Here is a 21,915-nt window from a genome sequence, read left to right as displayed (position 1 = left end):
AATGGAGATGATATGGGCAAGGTCATAGTCGTTACGTCTGGCAAGGGCGGCGTCGGAAAGACGACGTCCACGGCCGCGTTGGGAGCCGCGCTCGCGCAGAATGGCGCGAAGGTCGTTGTTGTGGATTTTGATGTCGGCCTACGCAATCTCGATCTGGTCATGGGCGCGGAACGGCGGGTCGTGTACGATCTCGTGAATGTCATCCAAGGTGAAGCGAAACTCACGCAGGCCCTGATCCGTGACAAGCGCCTGGAGACACTGTTCCTGCTTCCGGCGTCGCAAACCCGCGATAAGGACAACTTGACGCCCGAGGGGGTTGAGAAAGTCATCACGGCTCTCAAGAATGCCTTTGATTGGGTCATTTGCGACAGTCCGGCAGGCATCGAACGCGGAGCGACGTTGGCAATGCGCCACGCGGATGTGGCCATCGTCGTCACCAATCCCGAAGTTTCCTCGGTTCGTGACTCGGATCGCATCATCGGCTTGCTGGATTCCAAGACGCTGAAGGCGGAGAATGGCGAGACGATGGAGAAGCACCTTCTTTTGACCCGTTACGATTCCGCACGCGCTGAACGAGGCGACATGCTGAAGGTCGATGATGTGCTGGAAATACTGTCGATTCCCCTTCTTGGGATCATTCCGGAGAGTATGGACGTACTGCGGGCCTCGAACGTTGGTTCTCCCGTAACCCTGGCTGACGGCCGCAGTGCCCCGGCAATCGCGTACTTCGAGGCTGCCCGTCGGCTCAACGGCGAGGCGTTGCCGGTCGTTATCCCCGCAGACAAGCGAGGCCTGTTTGGGAAGATTTTCGGCAGGAGAGCGGCATGAATCTCCTCCGAATGTTTTCCCGGCAGCAATCCGGAGCGGCCGCGCGCGAGCGACTTCAAGTCTTGTTGGCGCATGACCGCGCCTCCACGGGCGATTCCGAACTTGTAACAAAGTTGCGCGACGAAATACTCCGCGCGATTTCCAAGCACATGGAAGTCGACGCTGATAAGGTCAGCGTGAAATTGGAACGCGGTATCCCGGTATCCACACTCTTCGTCGACGTCGAAATCCCCCATGATGCGGAAAGGAAGGCGGCCTAAGAGCCGCCTTCGAAGCACCGGAAGGCGCGCCGAACATCCTGATCGTTATCACCCACGACGCCGAAGCAGACCAGCGCTCATCCCGGAAAACTTTCATGATCATCGCATGCGGGAACATTATAGCTTCTTGGCGGTTGGGAGCGTTTCGCCAAGCCCACCCCGGAGGTCACAATGCGAGTGATCAACATCGCCATCGCCGCTGCACTGGTAGCCGGCGCGTCATACGCCTACGCGCAACAAATGTCGTCGGAGGAGTTCGTTACCATGGCTGCGAGCTCCGACATGTTCGAGGTGCAAACCGGTCAGCTCGCAGCCAAGAACAGCAAGCAGGCAAGCGTTCAGCAATTCGCCGAAATGATGGTAGCCGACCATACAAAGGCGAGCCAGGAGCTGAAGGCTGCCGCCGCAGACGCAAAAATCACTGTTCCCACCCAGATGATCGACAAGCACGCCGCGCAATTTGAGAAACTCCAGAAGGCGCAGGGCGAGGCGTTCGACAAAGCTTACGTCGAGGCCCAGCTCTTGGCCCACCAGGAGGCTCTGAAGCTCATGCAAAGCTACGCCCAGACCGGCGAAAGCCGACCCCTGAAAGCGCATGCGGCCAAGGCATCGCCGATCGTTCAGCGTCATCTCGAACACGCCGAGAAGCTGGCTGGGCAATAGCAGGAACGCATTGCGTGAGCTTACCAAGCCTGAGGGCGCGGCGGGAACGTATTCCAGAGGCTGCGCCAGAGCAACGGTTTCGAACGAGTCAGAGTGGAGGGCATCGGATTGCATCACATCTGACGCGCAGGGTTTGAAGTGCAAAACACAAAGACGCCCTTCGATGATCGAACAAAATCACAATCGATCTGGCGAACCTATAAAATCGAACGGGCTCCGGAACGTTCACGCCTGGAGCATGTTTAGGTCTCTCACGATGGCTGAGAGGTTCGAGCAGGATGAGACAGCATACGGCGTTGCGCCACAGAAGGGTGGGGTACCAATCGTTACACGTGCTGGAAACGGCAGTTTACCGGGGACCGCATCTTTATAGTCGAACGCCGATGATCCGCCTGCGGCTCGGACTGGGCTTGTTCGAGCTCCTGCCGACGAGCCGGTTGCCGGACTTCCCGACTCAACTGCTCGATCAACTGCCCGGCCTTGCCGAGCACGGTTGCAGTTATGGCAAACCGGGCGGATTTGTCAGCCGCATGCGCGAGGGTACCTGGCTCGGGCACGTGGCGGAACATGTCGCGCTTGAACTCCAATGCATCGTGGGTGCCAAGGTCAGTCGCGGGAAGACCCGTTCCGTACGGGGGCTGACGGGCGTCTACGACGTGATGTACGCCTACCAGGACGAGGAGGTGGGTCGGCTCGCTGGGCGGTTTTCGCTGGAACTGCTGCAGTCCCTGTTGCCTCCCGGGTTAGCACCATTCGACCGTCTCGACCGTGTTGCGCCTACCCCCCTCGGACATTTTGATCTTGGCTCAGCCATTGAGCACCTTCGCGCGCTTCAGGCAGGGCGAGCTCTGGGCCTAACGACCGCATCGCTCGTTCAGGAGGCCGAGTGCCGCGGTATTCCCTGGTCAAGGACGGACAACTCCAGCCTCATTCAATTTGGCTACGGTAAATACCAGAAGCGTATAAGGGCAAGCTGCACGAGCCTGACCTCTGAAGTCGCGACCGAGATCGCCTGTGACAAGCAGTTGACGAACAAGCTGCTCTCTGAAGCCGGGATACCGGTCCCCGAGGGCAAGATCGTCAGCACGGGCGACGAGGCGATCGCTGCGGCAATTCAGATCGGATTTCCAGTTGTCGCCAAGCCAGTCGATGGGAATCACGGCCGGGGCGTGAACGCTAATCTGGACGATGTCGACGAGGTTCGCTGGGCGTTCGAACAGGCGAGACGCGAGGGCGAGGAAGTACTCGTCGAGCGGCACTTCAGCGGGAACGATTACCGCATTCTCGTGATCGGTGGCGAAGTGGTCGCGGTGGCCGAGCGTTCGCCGGCACATGTGATTGGAGACGGCAAGAGCACTATCCAGGGGCTCATCGAGCGAGAGAACAACGATCCGCGCCGCGGCTTTGGCCACGAGGCGCCTCTGACCAAGATAAAGGTGGACGACTGCCTGCTCCACCATCTCGGAAGGCAGAACCTCGGTCTGTCGAGCGTTCTTGCGAGGGGCCAAGTCGTCTTCTTGCGCCCGACCGCCAATCTGTCGTCGGGCGGGACGGCAGTTGATCGCACCGAAGACATTCATCCCGACAACGCGCTTGTCGCAAGGCGCGCGGCAAAGATCGTCGGTCTGGACATCGCAGGCATCGACTTCATCGCTCCCGATATCAGCCGTTCCATTCACCACACTGGAGGCGGAGTGATTGAAGTCAACGCCGGACCTGGTTTCCGCATGCACCTGCAGCCGAGCGAGGGGCGGTCCCGGAACGTAGCCGGCGCTGCCCTCGATCTGTTGTTCCCGGCGGGAGCACCAAGCCGGATACCCATATTCGCGATCACAGGGACGAACGGCAAGACAACGACGGCAAAGATGCTCGCCCACATCCTTGCCGGCTGCGGTGCGAAGGTGGGCCTCACCTCCAGCACCGGTGCCTATCTCGACGGTGAGCGAATAATAGCCGGCGATTGCTCCGGACCGAAAAGTGCCCGCCTCGTGCTGCGCGATCCCGACATTGACGTTGCCGTGCTGGAAACGGCGCGCGGCGGCATATTGAGGGAAGGGCTGGGTTTCGATCGCTGCGATTTCGGCTGCGTGCTGAACATCGGCACCGATCACCTTGGGCAGTGCGGGATCGAGACTCTCGAGGACCTGGCGAAGGTCAAATCCGTCGTCGTCGAAGCTGTATCCGACCAGGGATGGAGCATTCTCAATGCGGATGATCCCCTGACCGCAGCCATGGCCGACGTGGCAGGTGGACAGATCTGTTACATTTCGCTTCTGGCGAAGAGCGAATGGCCTGCCTTTCTCACCGAACACGTCGCCAATGGCGGAAGGGCGGTTTCCTGCCATGGTGACGCGGAAGATGGCTGCAACATAACCCTCTACGATGGTGGGCAGGCACTTTTCGTCGCCAACACCATCGACTTCCCAGCCACGGTGGGCGGTCTCGCTGCCTTCAACGTGCAAAATGCAATGGCCGCGGTTGCGCTTGCCTATTCGAGTGGCGTCTCTTTGCCGGTGATCCGGTCCGGTCTTTCAACCTTCCGGACGACATTCGAGCAATCGCCCGGTCGGCTCAACATCTTGGAGGCTCACGGCTTCAAGGTCATCGTCGACTATGCGCACAATCCTGACGGTCTACGTGCCCTCGGCCAATTGGTAGACAAGCTCAGGTCGCGGCATCGCCGCGCGATCGGCCTCGTCGGCATCGCGGGTGACCGGCGCAACGAAGACATACGGGCGATGGGGGCGCTTGCCACTTCCTTCTTCGACAAGGTCGTCTTCAAGGAGGATGCCGACCGTCGCGGACGAGAGGCTGGCGAGGCGGCGTCCCTTCTCCATGAAGGAGCCCGGACGATGGGGGCGCAGTCGACCGACGTTTCGGTAGTGCTCAGCGAGGAGGAAGCAGTGGATTATTGTCTTCGCTTTGCCTTGCCGGACGACCTGGTCGTGCTGACGGCGAGCGATGTCGGATCGGTCTGGAGGCAGGTTTGCGCCTTTGCAGCCGCACCTTTACCCATGGGGTCGGGCTCTGCAGCCCGGCTGGAGAGGGCGGGCTGATGTGGGCGATCAACCTCCATGGCGGCGCCAAAACGATAAAACATGAGCACAGCTCGATGCGTCATCCTCGCGTCCATCTCTGCAAGCAGGAGGAGGACGAGCGGCATGGCTGAGAAGCGCCGCGGCCGGAACTCTAAAGACGGCGTGTTGATCATCATCGGCGGACGCGAGGACCACGTCGGTGATCGCGTCATCCTCAAGGAACTTGCACGTCACGTCGACGACGGCAGGCTCGTCCTTGCGACGGTCGCCTCACGCGAGCCGGATGGTTACCGCGACAAATACCAGGCAGCCTTTTCCGATATTGGGCTCAAGGAGATCATCGAGCTCTATGTCGACGAGCGCGAGCAGGCCGTCGACCCTGAAAAGGTCAAGCTGCTCGATGGCGTCAACGCAGTCTTCTTTTCCGGCGGCGACCAATTGCGCATCACCAGTCAAATCGCCGACACACCGATCTCGGAACGCGTGCACGAGATATTCGCCGGCGGCGGCGTGATCGCCGGGACCTCGGCCGGCGCTTCGGTCATGAGCGAGACGATGCTTGTCAAAGGACCTAACGCCGCTTCGTTTCGAATGGGCGATCTCGGCACGGCGCCCGGACTAGGCCTTCTGCCGAATGTCATCATCGACCAGCACTTTGCCGAGCGTGGGCGCATTGGCAGATTGATCGGCGCGGTGTCGCAAAACCCTCGCGTTCTCGGCATCGGCATCGATGAAGACACGGCGATCGTCGTAGAGGGACACAAATTCAAGGTGATCGGCAGTGGCGCCGTCTATCTGGTCGATGCAAGCGGCGTCAGCCATTCGAACATCGCCGAAGCCGCCGCAGACCAGGCGCTGTCCATCTACGACCTGAAACTGCACGTGTTGAGCTCGGGGGACGGGTTCGATCTCGAAACCCGCCGGCCTGTCCATCTGTCGGAACCCGAGCATCGCCGCAGCAACGCTTGACGGGCTCTTATAGCGGGAGCGGCGCGGCAACAGTTCCTTGGCGACTGTCGCATGGCGTCCTGACGTGAGAAGCCGAGAGTATCCAAGCCAGCCGTGATGTTCCGCGCGCTTCAGCCAGCTTCGTGGGCGTTCTGAAATGTGAATTTCGACTCCTTCTGCTATATTGCGGCCATGGATCACCTTGCCCTCATTCATGAGCACTTGGCAGCGGCGGAAAGGCGCGTCGCGGATGGCGAGCGCCATGTAGCGCTTCAGCGCGAGATTGTCGCCAAATTGGAGCGGAATGGCAGTGATACTGCGAGGGTGCGTCAGTTGCTCTCAACGTTTGAGGAAGCGCTGATGTGGCACATCGCGGAGCGCGATCGGCTCATTCGAGAAAAATTGGATGCCAGCCGCTAGACTAAAAGCGCGGGAGATGTCGGCACATGCGCGGTCGGTCAATACCCTCATCTGGCCTAAGCATCGGCCGATTCTTCCGGTTCCGGTCCGTCGCGGTTGGGCGCGTCTTCGATGAAGCGATGCAGCCTTCGATTTCCCTCTTCCGTATGAGAACCGGGAGTGATCGTGGCGGTCAGGGCCACCCCGAGCTTTTTGGCGCTCAGGACGCATAGCGGAGGTGACCTGGCCACAATCAAGAAGCGGTGATGATCGCGTAAAGCATGAGGACCGAGTAAACTACAAAGGCCGCTACCGCGATAACGCTGACAATCATCATCACCCTTTCCGGACCGGGGACGATCTTTCGTGTTTTGTTGGGTGGCTCTGCTAGAACCCCAAAGCGCGAGGGGGCTTTGTCGGTGCGCATTGGTGTGACCTCCCAATTTGGCTGGGCCCTAACTGGCGACCCGCACGGGTGTTCCCCCCCTTCTACGTCGGTACGCTGTGAAACAGCGGGCATGTCGATTCCATCTCGTTCAGAACCGCAAAATTTCTCCTGCGGCGGCATTTTCCATTATCTATCAGGCCACGGCGAAGCCTAGGGTTCGTAGTGGTTGCGAGGGGTGTGGCGTGAGAAAGGCCCGGTCCACAAGCCGACCACTGCGACAACCAGAGGCAAAACGCCGATAGACAGGAACAAAACCGTATTCATTTCATCCTCTACCGCTCCCATCACGCTGGGCTGCGCGGCCGTCACCTCAAGACATTAGACACGCGCCCAGGACAACGGAGCTGGTCGACGACAACGCAGCGGTTTAACGACCGGCATGCCAGTCTCGAGGCGAGCGTTCCTGAAATTGTCGCCGCCCACCTCGCCGTCCTTCGACGCGCCTTCGGGCTGCTTGTCGTCATCCATGGAGGCAATGCCGGGCTTTGAGCTATCCCCCGGCTGTTGCCGGCGATTGTGGTGACGGCTTTCCGCTGGCTGGTTCGGCATTTCACCAATTTCCCGTTTGAACGACGGGAGATTCAACTTCGATTATGGAAGGTGGTTCCGGGAAAATTGTCGCCTTTGCGCGATTGTCTGAAAGCGTACGGTCGACATTTTCATCCGCCGGCGCGCAGCGAAATGGCCGGAAGATTTCGCCGCCCGCTCCCCTCCGCTGAGGTCACCGCTCACACTGGCAGCATGGCCGGGCCGACCGCGTGCATTATTCTACGGAGGCGGGAACCGGCTGTCACTCTGCGGGTTCGAACAGTTTTCGAGCATGTCGAAGTGTGGTCAGAATGGGACGGTCATCTCTCGGCGGAGTTGGGACAAGTGAAAATGGAGAAAACGCAGATCTCCTGGCATTCACCTCGCTTCCGGAGTGGGTCGTTCGCGCGCTTGCGGACAATGGCGTGCGTCGGCTGAGCGAAGTATCAGCGATGAGCGACGAAGAATTGCTTTCGCTCCGGGGCGTAGGCAAGCGCTCGGTCAGGCTGATCAGACTGGCCATAGTTGCTCAACGACGACGCATAAAGCTCGGCCTCATAAAACGTTGAAGGTGTCCGGCTCCAAAGCCGATCGAGAGCAATAAGGAGAGCTGCCCAATGGAACCGAGAAAAACCAATCTCCAACGCCAGATCTCAGCCCTTAGCCCGTGGTTTCACAATCTGAGGATCAATGGAATCCAAACTGCACCCGATCACTTCTTGGGCGATTACCCGTCCTTCAAATGGGCCAAGTTCCAGAATGCGCTCCCCGACGATCTGCACGGATGCAGCGTGCTGGATGTCGGATGCAATGCTGGATTTTATTGCCTCGAGATGAAGCGCAGGAACGCCGGACGAGTCGTCGGCATTGACTCAGACGCGCATTACCTGCGCCAGGCAGAATTCGCTGCACGCCAGAACGGAGTTGAGATCGAGTTTATTCAGATGTCCGTCTATGATGTCGCTTCGCTCAACCAAAAATTCGACCTGGTGATCTTTATGGGCGTCCTCTATCACCTTCGTCACCCATTGCTGGCGCTCGATCTTCTTCATGAGCACGTCGTGGGCGATCGGATGCTTTTTCAATGCATGCAGCGTGGTGAGAAGGAGATCGTCGGGCTGCAACCGAACTATGATTTCAGCGATGAAGCCGTTTTTGCTCAGCCAGGCTATCCCAAGCTCTACTTCATCGAGGAGAGCTATGCGAACGACCCGACCAACTGGTTCGTTCCTAACAAGGCCGCCGTCGAAGCCATGCTGAGGAGCGCGGGATTCGTCATTAACGCCAATCCCGAATGGGAAGTCTATCTTGTCGAACGCAGCAAGCGGCCTGTGTCAGCTGAGCCGCCTCCAAGGATCGTGTCCTCTCCGCTCATTTTTCCAGAAGCACGTTCAGGGAGCCAAGATAGCGCCTGATCGTTTCTTCAAGTCGAATGCGATCGTCGTCATCCGCAACGGCCGTAGCAGCATTGGTCCAGTGCCCGATCTGGAAGGCGAGATAGCAGAGTTCGAAAAGCTTCAGGACCTCTTCATCCGTGTTGGTGCCTGCCTCGCTGCCAACGATCTCAGCCAGACGATTGGTTTCGGCCGCAGACAGATCAAACTCCACGGCGGCACCGGCTATATCCCAGGCAATATCCTGACATCCGACAAAATCATGCGCAGCATTGTGGTCGAGCGCATCAGTCTTGATCATGGTCCGATTGCTGTCGACGAGCCACTCCCACCGGTGAAGCCGATTGTCGGTATCGACGCGGCGCAATCTTCGTTCAATGCGGGCAGCGTTGCTCATCAGCGCTTTTGCCTTTCTCGCGCCCTCCTCGCCAAGCGCCTCGCGCGTATTTGAAATGCTCATTGCGCACAGTTCCGACAACGAGGCGCCGCCATGCAGCGGAGGCAGATGGCGCGCGCGAAAACCCAAATAGCGGCCGACACGGTCTACGGCTTCGTCCCTGGTAATTGCAGCCAGATTGCCGGGCGTTTCCTGGACCCAGTGTTCTACGATGAAGCCATAGGTGAGCCCGACGCATCTGGGGGTAAACCCAGCCTCGCCGAGCATGGCACTGCGTCGCAGCTTCTGGTGCGCCAGATCATCGAGCCCGGCGAATTTCACCAGCAGAGGTCGCTGTTCGGTGTGCATCAGAAATTTGCGCTTCTCCATCCATGTCTGGCTCGGCGGCCAATTCTTATCGTGGGAATAACGGACCGCTCGCCATCGGCCGCCTGAGATGTCCTGCAATGCCTGCAGTCGCTCGCCTGTCAGTCGTGATACCCACGCGGACAACCGCCTGCGGGGATCTGGTGAAGACAGAAGAAGGTCGTCGAGGCCGGTGAAATGGCGCGGCACGGTGTCAAAGTACACGCTGTGAGTTGCGCTCACCTTTGGTCCCGGCTTGCCCTCATGGCTTGGAAAGAAATGGATGCGGTGCATCGCCACGCCGTGAGATGTCAGCCAGTCCGTGACGCTGCCGAAAGAGCTTCCGGATAAGCCTGGACCTTCATCGACGATCGCGAAATTCGCCTCGCTATCGCTTAGAATCTTTCGGGTCAAAGCCTTGCCGACAGCTAGCCGCCGACCGAAAGGATGTCCAACGGGTCGCAGCGTAAAAATGGTGGAAGCGCCAATGGCAGCCGCAACGAGAGCCGCCAGGCTTGTCCCTATACTGCGCAGTCCGATCACGACCGTGTTGGGCGTCAATCCGGACCGTCGGGCGGCTTCGAGATAGCTTTCCGGGTACACAGCATAAAAGGCGTAGCCTTCCCCGCGCTTCAGACGAACGGGATCTGGGCTTTCGAGCCGTTCGAGTCTGGCGCGCCAATCCCCCGGAAGTTCAATATTTCCGCAAAAACCGTCGTCCCCCGAGCGAAGAATTGCCCTTCCTTGCTCAACCAGTAGGCCGGCGGCGACCGCTTGCAATTCGGATACGTCGTCCGCACCGCGAATTGCGAACTCCTGATCGGCCAGACCCTGGACGAGTTCACCTGTTTGGATAAAGGCGCGCACCAGAAGTGCGTGGCGATCAGGCCCTGCCGGTGCCAGCGCCACTGCCTCAAACTTCGCTGCAACCGATCGACGCAACAGCGAAGTCGATTCTATGCGAAGGACATCACCGTAGGACAGCAAATCACTACCTCCTCGCACAACGCCAGAACGCGCAAAATCCTGCGACGATCCCGTGAGAGGCAAACTTTTTCGGGAACGATTTCGAAATCCGGTTGTTCAGCGAAGCATTGTAGATGCTGGAGTGCGAAAAATGTGTGCGCAAAAAATTCGCGTCGGGATCATCGGAGTCGGCAATTGCGCGTCGTCGCTCGTGCAGGGTCTGACCTACTATCGTGATGTTCGCACCGACGGCGAGCCGATTCCCGGCCTCATGCATGTCGATCTCGGCGGATATCGGATCGGTGATATTGAAATATCCAGCGCATTCGACGTCGCCGCCTCAAAAGTCGGACGTGACGTTTCCGAAGCCATCTATGCCGAACCAAATAATACTCAGCGTTTCGCGGAAGCCGAGTTGACTGGCGTTCGCGTCGAGCGTGGGAGGACACTCGATGGAATCGGCAAATACCTCAGGGGTGAAATCGAAGAATCGGTCTTGCAGGAAGCGGATGTCGCCGAGATCCTGCGGCAAACCGGGACGCAGGTGCTGGTCTCATACCTGCCGGTCGGCGCGGAAGAAGCTACGAAATGGTACGCCGAGCAGGCTCTGGAAGCAGGCTGCGCATTCATTAACTGCATTCCCGTCTTTATCGCCTCAAAGCCCGAATGGCAGCGGAAGTTTGCCGCGCGCGGCCTCCCAGTCATCGGCGACGACATTAAGAGCCAGGTTGGCGCCACCATCGTCCATCGCGCGTTGGTCAATCTTTTCCGTGATCGCGGAGTAAGGATCGATCGGACCTACCAGCTGAATTTCGGAGGGAACACAGATTTCCTCAACATGCTTGAACGCGAGCGGCTGGAATCGAAGAAGATTTCAAAAACACAGTCCGTCACCAGCCAGATGGACATCCCCCTTTCTGCCAATGATATCCATGTCGGGCCTAGCGATCATGTACCATGGCTGAAGGATCGGAAGTGGGCCTATATTCGCCTCGAAGCAACGACGTTCGGCGGTGTGCCGCTTAATGTCGAACTCAAGCTCGAGGTTTGGGATTCGCCCAATTCGGCAGGTGTTGTCATCGACGCCATTCGCTGCGCCAGGCTCGCGCTCGACCGTGGCCTCGGGGGGGCGCTCACCGGACCATCCAGCTATTTCATGAAATCTCCGCCCTGTCAGTTCACCGACCACGAAGCCAGGCGCAGGGTTGAGGATTTCATCGCCGGCGGAAACGATCTTGTTCGGAGTGCCGCCGAATGACGCTGACGATCTTCCTGGTCCGGCATGCCGCCCACGATAACCTTGGGCGCTTCCTTGCGGGTCGCTTGCAAGGACTTTCCCTCGGGACTGCCGGCAAGGCGCAGGCCCTACGCCTCGCGCAAAGAATGACCAGGGAAAAGATCGATGCGATTTACACGAGCCCGCGCGAGCGCACGCGCGAAACCGCCGAGGCAATCGCATCCGTCAATGACTTACGGGCACCCGCTGTCGTGGAGGAACTCGATGAAGTCAATTTTGGCTCCTGGTCGGGACAAACCTTCGACACGCTCAATGCAGATGAACACTGGGTCCGGTGGAACACGGTGCGCAGCCAAGCGCGTACGCCTGGTGGCGAGAGCATGCTTGACGTTCAGCGAAGAGTGCTACTGTTCATCGAAGAACTCGGACGCCACAACGACGACAAAGGGCTGGCGCTGATCTCGCATGCTGACGTCATCAAGGCAGCAGTCTCCTGGGTCCTCGGTCTGCCAATCGACGCCTGGCCGAGATTCGACATTGCTCCAGCCTCAATCACCACGGTCATGATAGGAGATTGGGGGGCAAAGATCGTCACGTTGAACGAAATCACGCAGTGAAGCCGAAGATCCAATTATCGGGTAAAGCACATGATCGAAGCAGCGATGATCTGGAACGAGCCAAATAACAAATCGCATTGGGATCCCGAAATCGACCCCGACTGGAGCCAGTTCGCGCGAATGGCAATTCTGGCGGCTGACGCCATCGCCATTCAGAACCCCGCGCTCATCAAGGTCCTTGGCGGCATCTCTCCCATCGACACGGGTTTCATGAACAGGATGAAGGCATATGGTGTGCTTGATCATGTGGACGCCGTCGCGGTGCATGGCTTTCCGCTTGATTGGAATCTGTGGCAGATCCATCAATGGCCGGAGAAGATCGCTGAAATCAGGAGCGTAACTGACCTTCCGATCTGGGTAAGCGAGGTCGGAGTCTCGACCTTCGGTGCGGAGGAGGTCCAGCTCTGGGGCCTCAGACGCACCGCCGAACTGCTCAAAGGCAAGGTCGAGCGCTGTCAGTGGTACAGCCTTTATGACCTGCCCAGCGCGTGGGAAGCGACCACACGACATCGAGAAGCAGAAGGCTCCTCCTACTACCGTCATTTTTATATGGGTTTGTTGCGGGAAGACGGAACTGCCAAACCAGCACTAGCCGAGTTCGCCCGGCATACGCCCGAACTCGGACTGGTTCAGTGGTTTCATTTCGAGGACCACAGGCTCGATGACGCCGTTGCGTGGATGAAACGGCTCGGCGTCACATCGCTACGCACTGGGCTCTCGTGGGCCGACCGATTCCGGCCGAACGCGCTGGATTGGTTCGATCGCCAAATGCAAGCTCTTGAGGACTTCGATGTGACGGTGACCTTTTGCTTCACGCCAGAGCACCGCGGCGTCGCATCGCACCACACCAGCCCACCCTTGGTGCCGGAAGAATTCGCGGAGTTCTGTGCCGAGATGATCAGCCGCTATGCGCCTCGATCGGGTGTGCGGGATAGACGCCTGAATGTCAGCGCGAGCACTGTCTGAAACCGGCCTATCCCACGCCACGCAACCCAAGATGATCGGCAATGCGCCCGATGGTTCCGCGCGAATATGCTAACCCCTGATAAGCCGACAATACTGCCCACGCCCAGCGAGTGTATAGCCGCGGAGCATTGAGAGCTCGCGAAAGCCAGAATATTCTGTGGCTCCAGGCACTAATGCCGGCTCGGATGATAAAGATCAGCTTGCGCCTCGTCCCCAGTGCGCGTGAGGCAGGGCCAACTCGCTTGCATGGTCGAAGGCCAAGACGTCGCCGTTGTAAGCGGAATGCCAGTCCCTCACGGCGATGGCGGAAACCGGCCGCTTGCGTCGCGATCACAAAGGCCTCATCCACGCAAGTGAGTGCCAGGCGGCCCCTCGCATTTGCTTCCTCGATAAGACGAGCCATTGGCCGCGACCGGACGATCACGACGCTCGTACCGCGACCATCCGACGAATAGGGCTCCAACCAGGCATCTCCGAGCGAGATGTCAGCGGTTTCAGCGACCACGTCATCGCAGAAATTGCAAGCCGAATATTGGAAGAAGCCGGCCCCCCAATCACCGTCCACGAGGTGCCACCAATCCTGGCTGCGGGTTGTCCCATCGTGCATGGTGAATTCGGCACGATACCAATTCGCCGGCCGGTCGGGATTCTTCGACCGGTAGTCGAGATCTTCCACCTCACCGAGATCCACACCCATTTGCAATGCGAAACTCTCGGTCAATCGCGCGCTTTTCATGTGGCCACAGAATAGCCCAATGGTGGCGGCGATGCGCTCTTTGAGGACTGGGTCCTCAGCACAGCTCAGCCGCACAGCCTTGATGAAGCACGGAATGCCGACTACGGCATATCGCCCGGGAGTCTCGCGAATGATGTCGAGGACGCCCGATAATTCGACGGGATAGTATCGCGATTTGGCACCTCGGCGGAGTGCATGGATATCGCGCGAAATCGCGTAGTGGAAGAGGGGGCCACTGCACGATTTGTTCGGCACGACGTGAGCGACGCCATCCACCAAACCTTGCCGCATCAACTCGGACGCAACCCAGGTCACAAGACCACCTGAGCTGCCCTTTTCTCGAAAGTTGCTCTCGGCGACAAATCCCACGTAGGCGCTCTCGTAGCGGCCCAGCAGATCGCTTTGGCTTGCAGCAGATGGATAATGCATCGCGGCAAGCTCATCCTCATTTTGAGCAGCGGGTGAAAACGGGCAGATTTTTGAGAAGCTTTTATTCGGTTTGTCTATCCAGCCCTTGTCGGCGCGCGGCTTGATCTGGCCGTAGCAGTCAAAATCCATCCGAACTCCGGGCATGGTGGCGCAACCCCCGCATCCAATGCAGAGCCCCGACGAAATGATCTGTCCTGGCGCAAATGTTGCCAGCCGATCCGGCTCACTGGAGGACATGGCCGAAATACCTGTTTGAGTTGTTGCGCAAAGTGGCGATGCTTCCGGCAATCTCTGCTTCCAATGGACTGGTAATAACCTCCCGATAGTATGACTGCGGGGTCGCCTCGGTCACCACACGCCTCCTGGCGCCCAGCATTTCGGTGAGATCCTGCACCTTGTTTAATCGATAGCTGGACAGAGCGCAGACAAATGGCTTCTCGTTGATGAGGGCAAAGATGCAACCATGGAAGAAATTGGTAGCCACTGCGGTGGCACCGGCAATCGACCTTGCAAAGGCTTCCGGCCCTGTGTCGATCCGTTGCTCGTCGGCCCAATCGTTGTGATAGCCGATGCTCACAAGACGAAGCCCGTTATCGCGGGCAGAGCGTTGAACCCCACGCTTGAACCAGTCAGGGAACGAATGCCCGTAGATGGCAAGGTACGGTTCGCTCATGGCTTCTCTCCCGAGAGCCCGAATACTCTGCGGGAACTGCAGGCAAGGATCGAGCACCAAGTCCGGATCGACACCAAGCGTGGTTTGTATCAACCGCTGCGAATTGAGATCACGAACAGCAATTCTATCCAGCCGGCGCAACTTGTCGCACCAACCTTTCCCCAGTCGATCAGGGGAGGTGAAGCTTCCGAAGCTTGCGGCGTAGGAGGCGATACGCTTGGCTCTCAATCCTTCGCCGAAGAACAGCGGCACATGACCGTACCAAGGGTGTTCAAGGTTCCAGACCTCGTCGCTACCGACGATCACAAGTTCGTAGTTTTGCATCTCCGCAGGGTTTTCCATTGGGAACGGCGAAGAGAGCGGCAGTGAGCCCGAAGCCGCGACGAATTTGCGGATCTTGCTCGCATAGAGTTGGCGATCGGCGGCGGTCGTAAGGACCGGTGACGCGGGCTGCAGCGCACATCGCCACTCGGCCCGATCAACGCGACCCGACCTGTGCTCGAGCAAGACCGCTGACATGCCCTTGGATCTTAGCCCTTCTACCAGGCAGCGCGCCTGCCAATAGGAGCCGTAGTTGATGCAGCGGTGAAAGGTGAGTACGCCGATTTCTTGCAATTGTCTTCGATCTCCGGGCTGTCACTCTCATCTAACTGCTTGAGCCGGACAGCGTTCCCGGTCAGGACGGTTTTTCTATTCGCTGGGGAAAATGGCCACGCTGTCGAGGGGGCATTAATGGGTGGCCTGCGGTCTGGACCCTTCAGCGCGAAGCACCTCGCTGTTTGGTGTTTGGGATACTCGCGCCGCAGGCCCGCGGCGCTGTCGCGAGCAGAATCGCAAATCAGCCAAAGGTCTGCTGGCGGCCCACTCGAACAAGCTGAAAATTTGTGTTTGGCAGCGGGAACAAACGTCAACCGAGAGAATTGCGCTTCCGTAAAAAGGGAGAGACGGATGGCCTTCGAGAGTCATGACCTTCGGTCCGAAATAGTGGACCTTATTCCAGCCCTTAGAGCGTATGCGCGGCGTCTGCACAGGAGACCAAATGATGCGGATGACCTGGTCCAGGAAACGCTCTTTCGTGCACTCACTAACATTGACAAGTTCCAGCGCGGCACAAAACTCAAGTCGTGGCTCTTCAGGATCATGCATAATACGTTCTGCACAAAATTTGGGATCGCAAAGCGCGAAACGACTGGTGTCGGAATGTGCGTCTCCGATCAGCCAACGGTCGGCGCTTCTCAGGAATGGTCGATACAAATGAGAGAATTAGACCGAGCCTTTGCTCGGCTCCCTCTCAAATTTCGCGAAGCACTGGACATTGTCGTGATGCAGGGTGAAAGCTACGAAGCGGCGGCGGCGCGCTGTCATTGCCCAATCGGGACAATCAAAAGCCGCGTGAGTCGCGCCCGACTGCTTCTATCAGAGGAACTTGGCGGACCGTTCTAACATTTTTTGTCGGACGCTCCAAACAAGGCGCGTGTGAGATTTTCCATTTCGAAAGGCTCCTCGGCGAGAACAAGGCCCTTGGATTAGACGGCACCTTGTTGACGACAACTTGGCTGGCGAGCCTTTCGGCCGCCGCGGGCAATCTTGACTGCCCTGTCCGATGGCGACGGCGCGGTGATTGAAGAGCAGGCTTGAAGCTGCCTTGGCAGCGTGGCGTGGAACCAATCCGCAGTAAGCCGCAATCCTTCCGACAAATGGATTTTCGGTTCCCACCCCAGCAGGGCACGTGCGCGCGAGATATCCGGTCGACGGCGCTGGGGATCGTCTTGGGGCAGGGGCCGGTGCACGATTTTCGACGTCGTTGATACCATCAAGAGAACCATCTCGGCGAGCTCCAATACGGTGAACTCGCCAGGATTGCCGAGATTGACTGGCGCGCCTGGATTCGGATCGACGTTTATCAGTGCGATAAGGCCGGCGACGAGATCGCTGACGAAGCAGAAGGAACGTGTCTGCTCCCCTGTGCCGTAGATGGTCAGGGGCTCGTGTGAGATCGCCTGAACCAGCAGGTTCGAGATGATGCGACCGTCATGTCGCTGCATGCGGGGACCATAGGTGTTGAAGATCCGTGCAACGCGGGCATCCACCCGATCGGCCCGCACCATGTCGAAGCAAAGCGCTTCGGCAGCGCGCTTGCCCTCGTCATAGCAGGCTCGTGGACCTGTACAGTTGACATTCCCACGATAATCCTCCTGTTGCGGATGCTCGACTGGATCACCATAGACTTCGCTAGTGGAAGCCTGCAGGAAGCGGGCCCCGCATTGCTCTGCGATCGACAGCAGATTTCGCGTTCCCGCCACACAGGTCATCATTGTGTGGACCGGATCGGCCTGGTATTGCGGCGGAGAGGCCGCACAAGCGAGATTGTAAACGTGGTCGACTGGCTCCCCGATACCCTGCAACTCACAAATATCCGCTTCGATGAAGCGGAAAGAAGGGTGGTTCATCAGCGGCAAGACGTTGTCAGGGGAGCCCGTCAGATAGTTGTCAATGCAGATCACGCGGTCCCCGCGAGAGAGTAGCGCATCGCATAGATGTGAGCCGACGAACCCGGCGCCTCCAGCAACGAGGACCACCTTGCTGTTCTCTTTTCTGGCCCTTTGCAGCATGGCTAGTCTCCTTAGGCTTGGATCGAGCGAAGCGGCTGTTGCCTCGGCTGGACATTGATCGGCAGATTTTTCAAGGCAGCAGCGAATTGGCGGGCACGTGCGCAGCCGGTATGATCTTGGGCAACGATGTTTAACGCAGCCGCTGCAAGCAAGCGCCGTTCGGTCTCATCGACGCGGCTCAGAAGAGAAACGACATCCTCAGTTTGCCGGGCAATATAGATCGCGCGCCCATCGGGAAAGATCTCGTTGAGACCGCGCCAGTAATCGCTGATGACCGGCGTGCCGCAGGCAGCGGCCTCGAACAGCCGCACGCTTGGGGACCAACCGGCCGCGACCATGTCGGCGCGGGTTACATTAAGCGTGAAGCGCTGCCGGCTATAGAAGCTGGGGTGTCTTGCGGGCGGAAGATGCTCGATTCGCGCTACATTTTGAGGCCAGTCGACGTGCTTCGGATACTGCGGCCCCGCGACGACAAAGCGAAGATGCGGCATCCGTCGGGCAGGTTCGATCAGCATACACTCCAGGGTGGGCTGGCGGTCCGGACTGTAGGTGCCGAGATAACCGAGATCCCACTCAAAGGGTTCGTTTGTGTTCGCGTAAAGGTCGAGATCCACCGAACAATAAAGCGCGATCGCACGATGGGCGCCGTATGCGCGCTCCAGCGTCGTCAAAACACCGCCGCCGGAGAAAGAGAAGTACGTGTCAAACAGCGATACCTGTCGCGCCGCCAGATATTCCTCGTCTCCCTGGTTGAGTTTCGCGAGGGTGACAGGCGTATCAATGTCATAAAAGCATAGCCGCTTTGGCTTGAGGGCGGCTATCTCATCGATAATTTCCACGCCGAAGGGAACATAGGAGCCGATAACAACCGCGTCTGCTGCGAGAATATGACTGCCATGGACGTCGAGCATCGTTTGTATGTCGTCGTAGTAGGCGAGCTTGCAGAAGTCCGGCTCGGGCAGATCGCGCTTGCACGCATACCAGGGAACGTCGCGTTCGAGAAACAGAATATTATGACCCTCCTTTGCCAAGCCACGCAGCAAGGCCCGGAACGTGGTTGCGTGGCCATTCCCCCAGGAGGAGGACAGGGACAACCCGAGGAAGACGATGTCGAGCGAAGTGGTCATTCGGCAACCTCCACGCGGGCCTCTAACCGGGAGCGGAACAGCGCGTCGACACGCTCGGCACGGTGACCATAGGTGTGCTCCGCCAAAACACGAGCGCGTGCCCTTCTGCCGATCTCCGATGCCTTGGCCTGTGTAAGCTCCACGAGAATGTCCCGCACATCCCGGCCGTCACGCGCAATGAGCACCTCGTCTTGCGGTTTCAAGAAGAGCTCAATCCCCTCCCAGGAATCGGTGATCAGACAGGCACCGGCTCCGGCCGCCTCAAACACACGGGTGGCCGGCGAAAAGCCGTTTTCCGCCATGCTGGTACGAGAAACATTCAAGACCGCCTTAGCCGAGACATTGAAGGCATTGTGGTCGCGTGTCGACACGTGACCGATATAGGAAATGTTGGAGGGCAGGGGCTTGTCCTCCCAGCCGGAGCCGCCGAGCAGAAAGCGTTGGGCTGGTAGGCATGCGGCAGGCTCGAGGAAGAAGTGCTCTACGCGCGCCTCGCGGTCCGGTAGGCGATTGCCCAGAAAGCCGAGATCGGCAGCAAAGCGAGGCTCTCTCGGTACCGGATGATGCGTTTCCGGGTCGAGCGCATTGTACACGGGGAGGCAATCGCGAGCCCCGACCGATCGGTACGCGCTGACGACCGGGTCACCGCCGCCATAGGTGAGAATTAGATCAAGCCTCTTAAGGGCCTTTCTAAGCGGGTGGTCCGGGGCCGCATGGATTTCGGCGAGCGTGGCCGGTGCATCCACATCCCAAAAGATCTTCAGCGCTTCCAACCGGGCATTGGCGAGGACTGCCTCAAGCAGCAGGTCGTCTTCAAAGCCGACGCCGCTTGCCTTAACAACGATATCGGCCCTGCCCGCGTCCGCGGCCACCATCCTCAGCGCATTGACCGTGCCGTCATAGACGACAACCTTACACCAGTCCGGCGGATCGATGTCGCGATTTTGCTGGCGGCCATAGACGTCGGGCTCGTAGAAGGTGATGTCATAACCTCTGCCTGCGAGAGCACGCAACAGGCCGCGGTAGTAGGTCGCCGCACCGTTCCAGTAGGCGGACAAAAGACTTGAGCCGTAAAAAGCGATCTTCACAATGCGACCTCCTTTGCAGCGAGCTTTTCAGTGACACGGCGCGAGCCACACTCGGAAAGAATGGACAGAAGTTCCTGCACGCGATGCCGGCACGTGTGCCGGGCGCTGATCGTCTCGAGTCCGGAGGTTGCGAGTGAACGTGCAAGGTCCTGATCGGCAAGGACGTCTTTGAGACAGCGCATCATCTCATTACTGTCGCGGGCAATGAGATAGTCGGTGCCAGGCCGGAAAAGATCCTCGGCATCGTTCCAAGGCGCCGATATCAGTGGAATCCCGCAGGCCAGCGCCTCGAAAACGCGGATCGTCGGTATTCCTGGTAATGCCTCGACATAGGCGCGGCGCGGCACATGAATTGTCACCCTATGTCGGGCGAAGGCCACGGGGACATCTGCGTTGGCAATCCAGCCGCGATAGACAAGGCCAGCCTCGTCGAGGGCCTGAAGCGCCTCATCGGGGTATCGGACGCCGTGTACTGACGCATTGATCCCGAGACGGCGTGCGGGCTCCACCAGATAATTCATGAGCTCGCAGGAACGCTCGCCATCCCCCCAATTGCCGATCCAGATCAACTCGCCGGTCTTGGGCACCTCCATCGGCCGAAACAGAAGATCGTCTGCCGCTTCATGCCAGGTGAAGACCGATTTTCCCCAACCGGACTTTTGATAGCATTCGCGCAAGGTTTCGCCGAAGGCCAGGACGCCGTCGAAGTCATCGAGGCAAAGGCGGCCGATTTCGGTTTCAGCGGAGACCGCGCGATGGTGAGTGTCATGAAACAAGAGCGTGAAGGCTCCGCCCCCGCGGCGTGCACGTCCCAAACGCTCCACTATGGCCGGATCTGTCCATTCATGAACGATGACCACATCAGCATCGCTTATCGCCTGTTCATGGTCGAACGTGGCGTCGTATGTGGTGGAGATCAGTTGCGGAAATGCGCTTTGAAAATCTTCGAGGGCTCTTGCTCCCTGGTCCTTCAGAAGATTAATCCTGCTCCAGGCATCCTGCGGCTCCAGGGCCAGCGCCTCCTCTCCCCGGCGAAGCAGATCGCGCATGACCCCGCGCAGAAAATGTACATTGCCGTGGTTCCAGTCCGAAACCAGAGAATGGGTGTAAAACACAAACTTCATGGTAGACACGCCACGGTTGTTGCAGGTTTTGACGACAGGAGCCGGCGATAGTGACGGACCATTTCCTTGGTCTGACATTGCGAAGAAAAGCGCCGAGATGCTTGTTGCGCCCTGCGTGCCATCTCGAAGCGATGCGCCGGGTCACGCGCCAGGCGGTTGACGGTATCGGCAAATGAATTGGGGTCGCGGGCATCGGCAAAGAGTGCAACACCGTCCCAGAGTTCCCGGTAGGTGGGGATGTCGGCAAGCACGAGCGCGCTGCCACTGCGCGCCGCTTCCAACGGTGCGAGACCGAAGGGTTCGTATAATGACGGCGACACGAAGATCGCCGCCTGCCCCAACAGCATCATTGCCTCGTTATGCGCCAACTCGCCCCGGGCAACCGCGTTGCATATGGCTAATGATTGGCCGCCGGGGCCCTTGGTGGCGCCGGCCATGATTACGGGCCAATCAATCTGCGGCGCCGCTGAATCGAGAACGGCGCCATTCTTTCCCTCGTCCCACCAGCGGCCCGCGGCGAACACGAATTTCTTCTTAGGCAGGCCAAGATCCGTCACGTTGCTGGTGTTATAGACGACGTCCAGCCCGGCAATATGCCCATAGACGGTCTGAAGCAGATCCGCATGGCTGCGGCTGGGCGCGAGCACGGCATCCGCCCGATCGAAACCCATCCGGTTCAGTCGCGCCTGCCACTGCCAGGTGGCTGGCACGACCTGTCCGCGCACGGCTGCAAACCAAGTGACAACACAGGAGTGGGAGACGACCAAGACAGGCGCGGCGGCAACGAGCCCGGCCGCCTGCGAGGGCAGATTAAGATGAAGTAGATCTACCCCCTCCCGCTCGGCAAGGTTTGCGACAAGAGCCGGAACGGCGGCAACGGCGCTTTCCTCTTCGCTCATCCAATCGAGCGGCATATGCATCCAGACGACGCGGCCGATGGATTCCGCTTGCCGCAATTGTTGTGCCGACGGCTCTGGCCCGAAACCGGCGAAGATGGTTTCGCATCCCTCTTGGCGAAGACCGGTTGCGAGATCCAGCGCGTATTGCCATACACCGCCGACAGCGTCGAGCGTCATCAAGATACGCCAGGGT

The 21,915-nt window shown here is 58.9% G+C and carries 20 protein-coding genes; 11 read left to right on the top strand and 9 right to left on the bottom strand.

Features of this window, described 5'->3' with window-relative positions; genetic code table 11:
- Positions 1-12 precede the first annotated feature (12 nt).
- The 6 genes from minD to JNB71_RS13750 all read left to right on the top strand — a co-directional run bounded on the left by minD (position 13) and on the right by JNB71_RS13750 (position 6,157).
- Positions 13-828 (top strand): septum site-determining protein MinD, encoded by an 816-nt coding sequence (gene minD, locus JNB71_RS13775; protein WP_220372379.1) that lies wholly within the window; start codon positions 13-15, stop codon positions 826-828.
- On the top strand, positions 825-1,088 hold the full coding sequence (gene minE / locus JNB71_RS13770) for a cell division topological specificity factor MinE (protein WP_056331628.1): 264 nt from the start codon (positions 825-827) through the stop codon (positions 1,086-1,088). The genes minD and minE overlap by 4 nt, the downstream gene beginning before the upstream one ends.
- Before the next feature lie 171 nt (positions 1,089-1,259).
- Positions 1,260-1,751: a DUF4142 domain-containing protein gene (locus JNB71_RS13765; RefSeq protein WP_220372378.1), complete on the top strand. Its 492-nt coding sequence runs from the start codon at positions 1,260-1,262 to the stop codon at positions 1,749-1,751.
- A gap of 278 nt (positions 1,752-2,029) precedes the next feature.
- Positions 2,030-4,807, top strand: a complete 2,778-nt coding sequence (gene cphA, locus JNB71_RS13760) for a cyanophycin synthetase (protein ID WP_220372377.1) — start codon at positions 2,030-2,032, stop codon at positions 4,805-4,807.
- Positions 4,808-4,912: 105 nt separating this feature from the next.
- Positions 4,913-5,758, top strand: a complete 846-nt coding sequence (locus tag JNB71_RS13755) for a cyanophycinase (protein WP_220372376.1) — start codon at positions 4,913-4,915, stop codon at positions 5,756-5,758.
- 138 nt (positions 5,759-5,896) lie between these two features.
- A complete protein-coding gene (locus JNB71_RS13750) occupies positions 5,897-6,157 on the top strand; it encodes a hypothetical protein (protein ID WP_346657268.1) in 261 nt (86 codons plus the stop codon).
- Positions 6,158-6,389: 232 nt separating this feature from the next.
- Here JNB71_RS13750 and JNB71_RS13745 read toward each other — a convergent pair whose 3' ends face one another.
- Positions 6,390-6,563 carry a hypothetical protein gene (locus tag JNB71_RS13745; RefSeq protein WP_220372375.1) on the bottom strand — a complete coding sequence of 58 codons (174 nt, stop codon included), beginning with the start codon at positions 6,561-6,563 and terminating at the stop codon, positions 6,390-6,392.
- Positions 6,564-7,729: 1,166 nt separating this feature from the next.
- On the opposite strand from JNB71_RS13745, the gene JNB71_RS13740 reads away from it, so the two are divergent.
- The gene (locus JNB71_RS13740; protein ID WP_220372374.1) at positions 7,730-8,527 is read left to right on the top strand and encodes a TIGR04290 family methyltransferase; all 798 of its coding nucleotides are present in this window, start codon (positions 7,730-7,732) and stop codon (positions 8,525-8,527) included.
- Here the strand turns inward: JNB71_RS13740 and JNB71_RS13735 are convergent.
- Positions 8,484-10,235 (bottom strand): hypothetical protein, encoded by a 1,752-nt coding sequence (locus JNB71_RS13735; RefSeq protein ID WP_220372373.1) that lies wholly within the window; start codon positions 10,233-10,235, stop codon positions 8,484-8,486. The genes JNB71_RS13740 and JNB71_RS13735 overlap by 44 nt on opposite strands.
- Before the next feature lie 130 nt (positions 10,236-10,365).
- Here JNB71_RS13735 and JNB71_RS13730 point away from each other — a divergent pair, with 130 nt between their 5' ends.
- Genes JNB71_RS13730 through JNB71_RS13720 form a run of 3 tightly spaced genes read left to right on the top strand, consistent with a single transcriptional unit; the run spans position 10,366 to position 13,034 of the window.
- Positions 10,366-11,472, top strand: coding sequence for an inositol-3-phosphate synthase (locus tag JNB71_RS13730; protein WP_220372372.1), 1,107 nt, complete (start codon positions 10,366-10,368; stop codon positions 11,470-11,472).
- On the top strand, positions 11,469-12,068 hold the full coding sequence (locus tag JNB71_RS13725) for a histidine phosphatase family protein (protein WP_220372371.1): 600 nt from the start codon (positions 11,469-11,471) through the stop codon (positions 12,066-12,068). Before JNB71_RS13730 ends, JNB71_RS13725 begins: the two co-directional genes overlap by 4 nt.
- Before the next feature lie 30 nt (positions 12,069-12,098).
- Positions 12,099-13,034, top strand: a complete 936-nt coding sequence (locus tag JNB71_RS13720) for a beta-xylosidase (RefSeq protein WP_220372370.1) — start codon at positions 12,099-12,101, stop codon at positions 13,032-13,034.
- Positions 13,035-13,041: 7 nt separating this feature from the next.
- Here JNB71_RS13720 and JNB71_RS13715 read toward each other — a convergent pair whose 3' ends face one another.
- Positions 13,042-14,328 (bottom strand): Coenzyme F420 hydrogenase/dehydrogenase, beta subunit C-terminal domain, encoded by a 1,287-nt coding sequence (locus JNB71_RS13715; protein WP_220372369.1) that lies wholly within the window; start codon positions 14,326-14,328, stop codon positions 13,042-13,044.
- Positions 14,329-14,422: 94 nt separating this feature from the next.
- On the bottom strand, positions 14,423-15,487 hold the full coding sequence (locus tag JNB71_RS13710; RefSeq protein WP_220372368.1) for a polysaccharide pyruvyl transferase family protein: 1,065 nt from the start codon (positions 15,485-15,487) through the stop codon (positions 14,423-14,425).
- A gap of 333 nt (positions 15,488-15,820) precedes the next feature.
- Between JNB71_RS13710 and JNB71_RS13705 the strand changes: the two genes are divergently transcribed.
- Positions 15,821-16,315 carry a sigma-70 family RNA polymerase sigma factor gene (locus JNB71_RS13705; protein WP_220372367.1) on the top strand — a complete coding sequence of 165 codons (495 nt, stop codon included), beginning with the start codon at positions 15,821-15,823 and terminating at the stop codon, positions 16,313-16,315.
- Positions 16,316-16,398: 83 nt separating this feature from the next.
- Here the strand turns inward: JNB71_RS13705 and JNB71_RS13700 are convergent, their stop codons facing one another.
- Genes JNB71_RS13700 through JNB71_RS13680 form a run of 5 tightly spaced genes read right to left on the bottom strand, consistent with a single transcriptional unit; the run spans position 16,399 to position 21,899 of the window.
- Entirely contained in the window at positions 16,399-17,484 is a 1,086-nt protein-coding gene (locus JNB71_RS13700; RefSeq protein WP_220372366.1) for a UDP-glucuronic acid decarboxylase family protein, read from the bottom strand.
- Between the two features lie 11 nt (positions 17,485-17,495).
- Positions 17,496-18,611, bottom strand: a complete 1,116-nt coding sequence (locus tag JNB71_RS13695) for a CgeB family protein (protein WP_220372365.1) — start codon at positions 18,609-18,611, stop codon at positions 17,496-17,498.
- Positions 18,608-19,699, bottom strand: coding sequence for a CgeB family protein (locus JNB71_RS13690; RefSeq protein WP_220372364.1), 1,092 nt, complete (start codon positions 19,697-19,699; stop codon positions 18,608-18,610). The genes JNB71_RS13695 and JNB71_RS13690 overlap by 4 nt, the downstream gene beginning before the upstream one ends.
- Positions 19,696-20,823 carry a CgeB family protein gene (locus tag JNB71_RS13685; protein ID WP_220372363.1) on the bottom strand — a complete coding sequence of 376 codons (1,128 nt, stop codon included), beginning with the start codon at positions 20,821-20,823 and terminating at the stop codon, positions 19,696-19,698. The genes JNB71_RS13690 and JNB71_RS13685 overlap by 4 nt, the downstream gene beginning before the upstream one ends.
- Positions 20,820-21,899 (bottom strand): glycosyltransferase family 4 protein, encoded by a 1,080-nt coding sequence (locus JNB71_RS13680; protein ID WP_220372362.1) that lies wholly within the window; start codon positions 21,897-21,899, stop codon positions 20,820-20,822. The genes JNB71_RS13685 and JNB71_RS13680 overlap by 4 nt, the downstream gene beginning before the upstream one ends.
- Positions 21,900-21,915 lie beyond the last annotated feature (16 nt).

The organism is Rhizobium herbae, from assembly GCF_019511375.1.
GTDB classification, from domain to species: Bacteria; Pseudomonadota; Alphaproteobacteria; order Rhizobiales; family Rhizobiaceae; genus Pararhizobium; species Pararhizobium herbae_A.
Note: the sequence above shows the minus strand (reverse complement) of the source record. Positions and strands in the feature narration are given on the sequence as shown.

Coding starts and splice junctions, on each gene's coding strand:
- minD (WP_220372379.1), top strand. CDS start 13: ATGGGCAAGGTCATAGTCGTTACGTCTGGCAAGGGCGGCGTCGGAAAG.
- minE (WP_056331628.1), top strand. CDS start 825: ATGAATCTCCTCCGAATGTTTTCCCGGCAGCAATCCGGAGCGGCCGCG.
- JNB71_RS13765 (WP_220372378.1), top strand. CDS start 1,260: ATGCGAGTGATCAACATCGCCATCGCCGCTGCACTGGTAGCCGGCGCG.
- cphA (WP_220372377.1), top strand. CDS start 2,030: ATGAGACAGCATACGGCGTTGCGCCACAGAAGGGTGGGGTACCAATCG.
- JNB71_RS13755 (WP_220372376.1), top strand. CDS start 4,913: ATGGCTGAGAAGCGCCGCGGCCGGAACTCTAAAGACGGCGTGTTGATC.
- JNB71_RS13745 (WP_220372375.1), bottom strand. CDS start 6,563: ATGCGCACCGACAAAGCCCCCTCGCGCTTTGGGGTTCTAGCAGAGCCA.
- JNB71_RS13740 (WP_220372374.1), top strand. CDS start 7,730: ATGGAACCGAGAAAAACCAATCTCCAACGCCAGATCTCAGCCCTTAGC.
- JNB71_RS13730 (WP_220372372.1), top strand. CDS start 10,366: ATGTGTGCGCAAAAAATTCGCGTCGGGATCATCGGAGTCGGCAATTGC.
- JNB71_RS13725 (WP_220372371.1), top strand. CDS start 11,469: ATGACGCTGACGATCTTCCTGGTCCGGCATGCCGCCCACGATAACCTT.
- JNB71_RS13720 (WP_220372370.1), top strand. CDS start 12,099: ATGATCGAAGCAGCGATGATCTGGAACGAGCCAAATAACAAATCGCAT.
- JNB71_RS13715 (WP_220372369.1), bottom strand. CDS start 14,328: ATGGATTTTGACTGCTACGGCCAGATCAAGCCGCGCGCCGACAAGGGC.
- JNB71_RS13705 (WP_220372367.1), top strand. CDS start 15,821: ATGGCCTTCGAGAGTCATGACCTTCGGTCCGAAATAGTGGACCTTATT.
- JNB71_RS13700 (WP_220372366.1), bottom strand. CDS start 17,484: ATGCTGCAAAGGGCCAGAAAAGAGAACAGCAAGGTGGTCCTCGTTGCT.
- JNB71_RS13695 (WP_220372365.1), bottom strand. CDS start 18,611: ATGACCACTTCGCTCGACATCGTCTTCCTCGGGTTGTCCCTGTCCTCC.
- JNB71_RS13685 (WP_220372363.1), bottom strand. CDS start 20,823: ATGAAGTTTGTGTTTTACACCCATTCTCTGGTTTCGGACTGGAACCAC.
- JNB71_RS13680 (WP_220372362.1), bottom strand. CDS start 21,899: ATGACGCTCGACGCTGTCGGCGGTGTATGGCAATACGCGCTGGATCTC.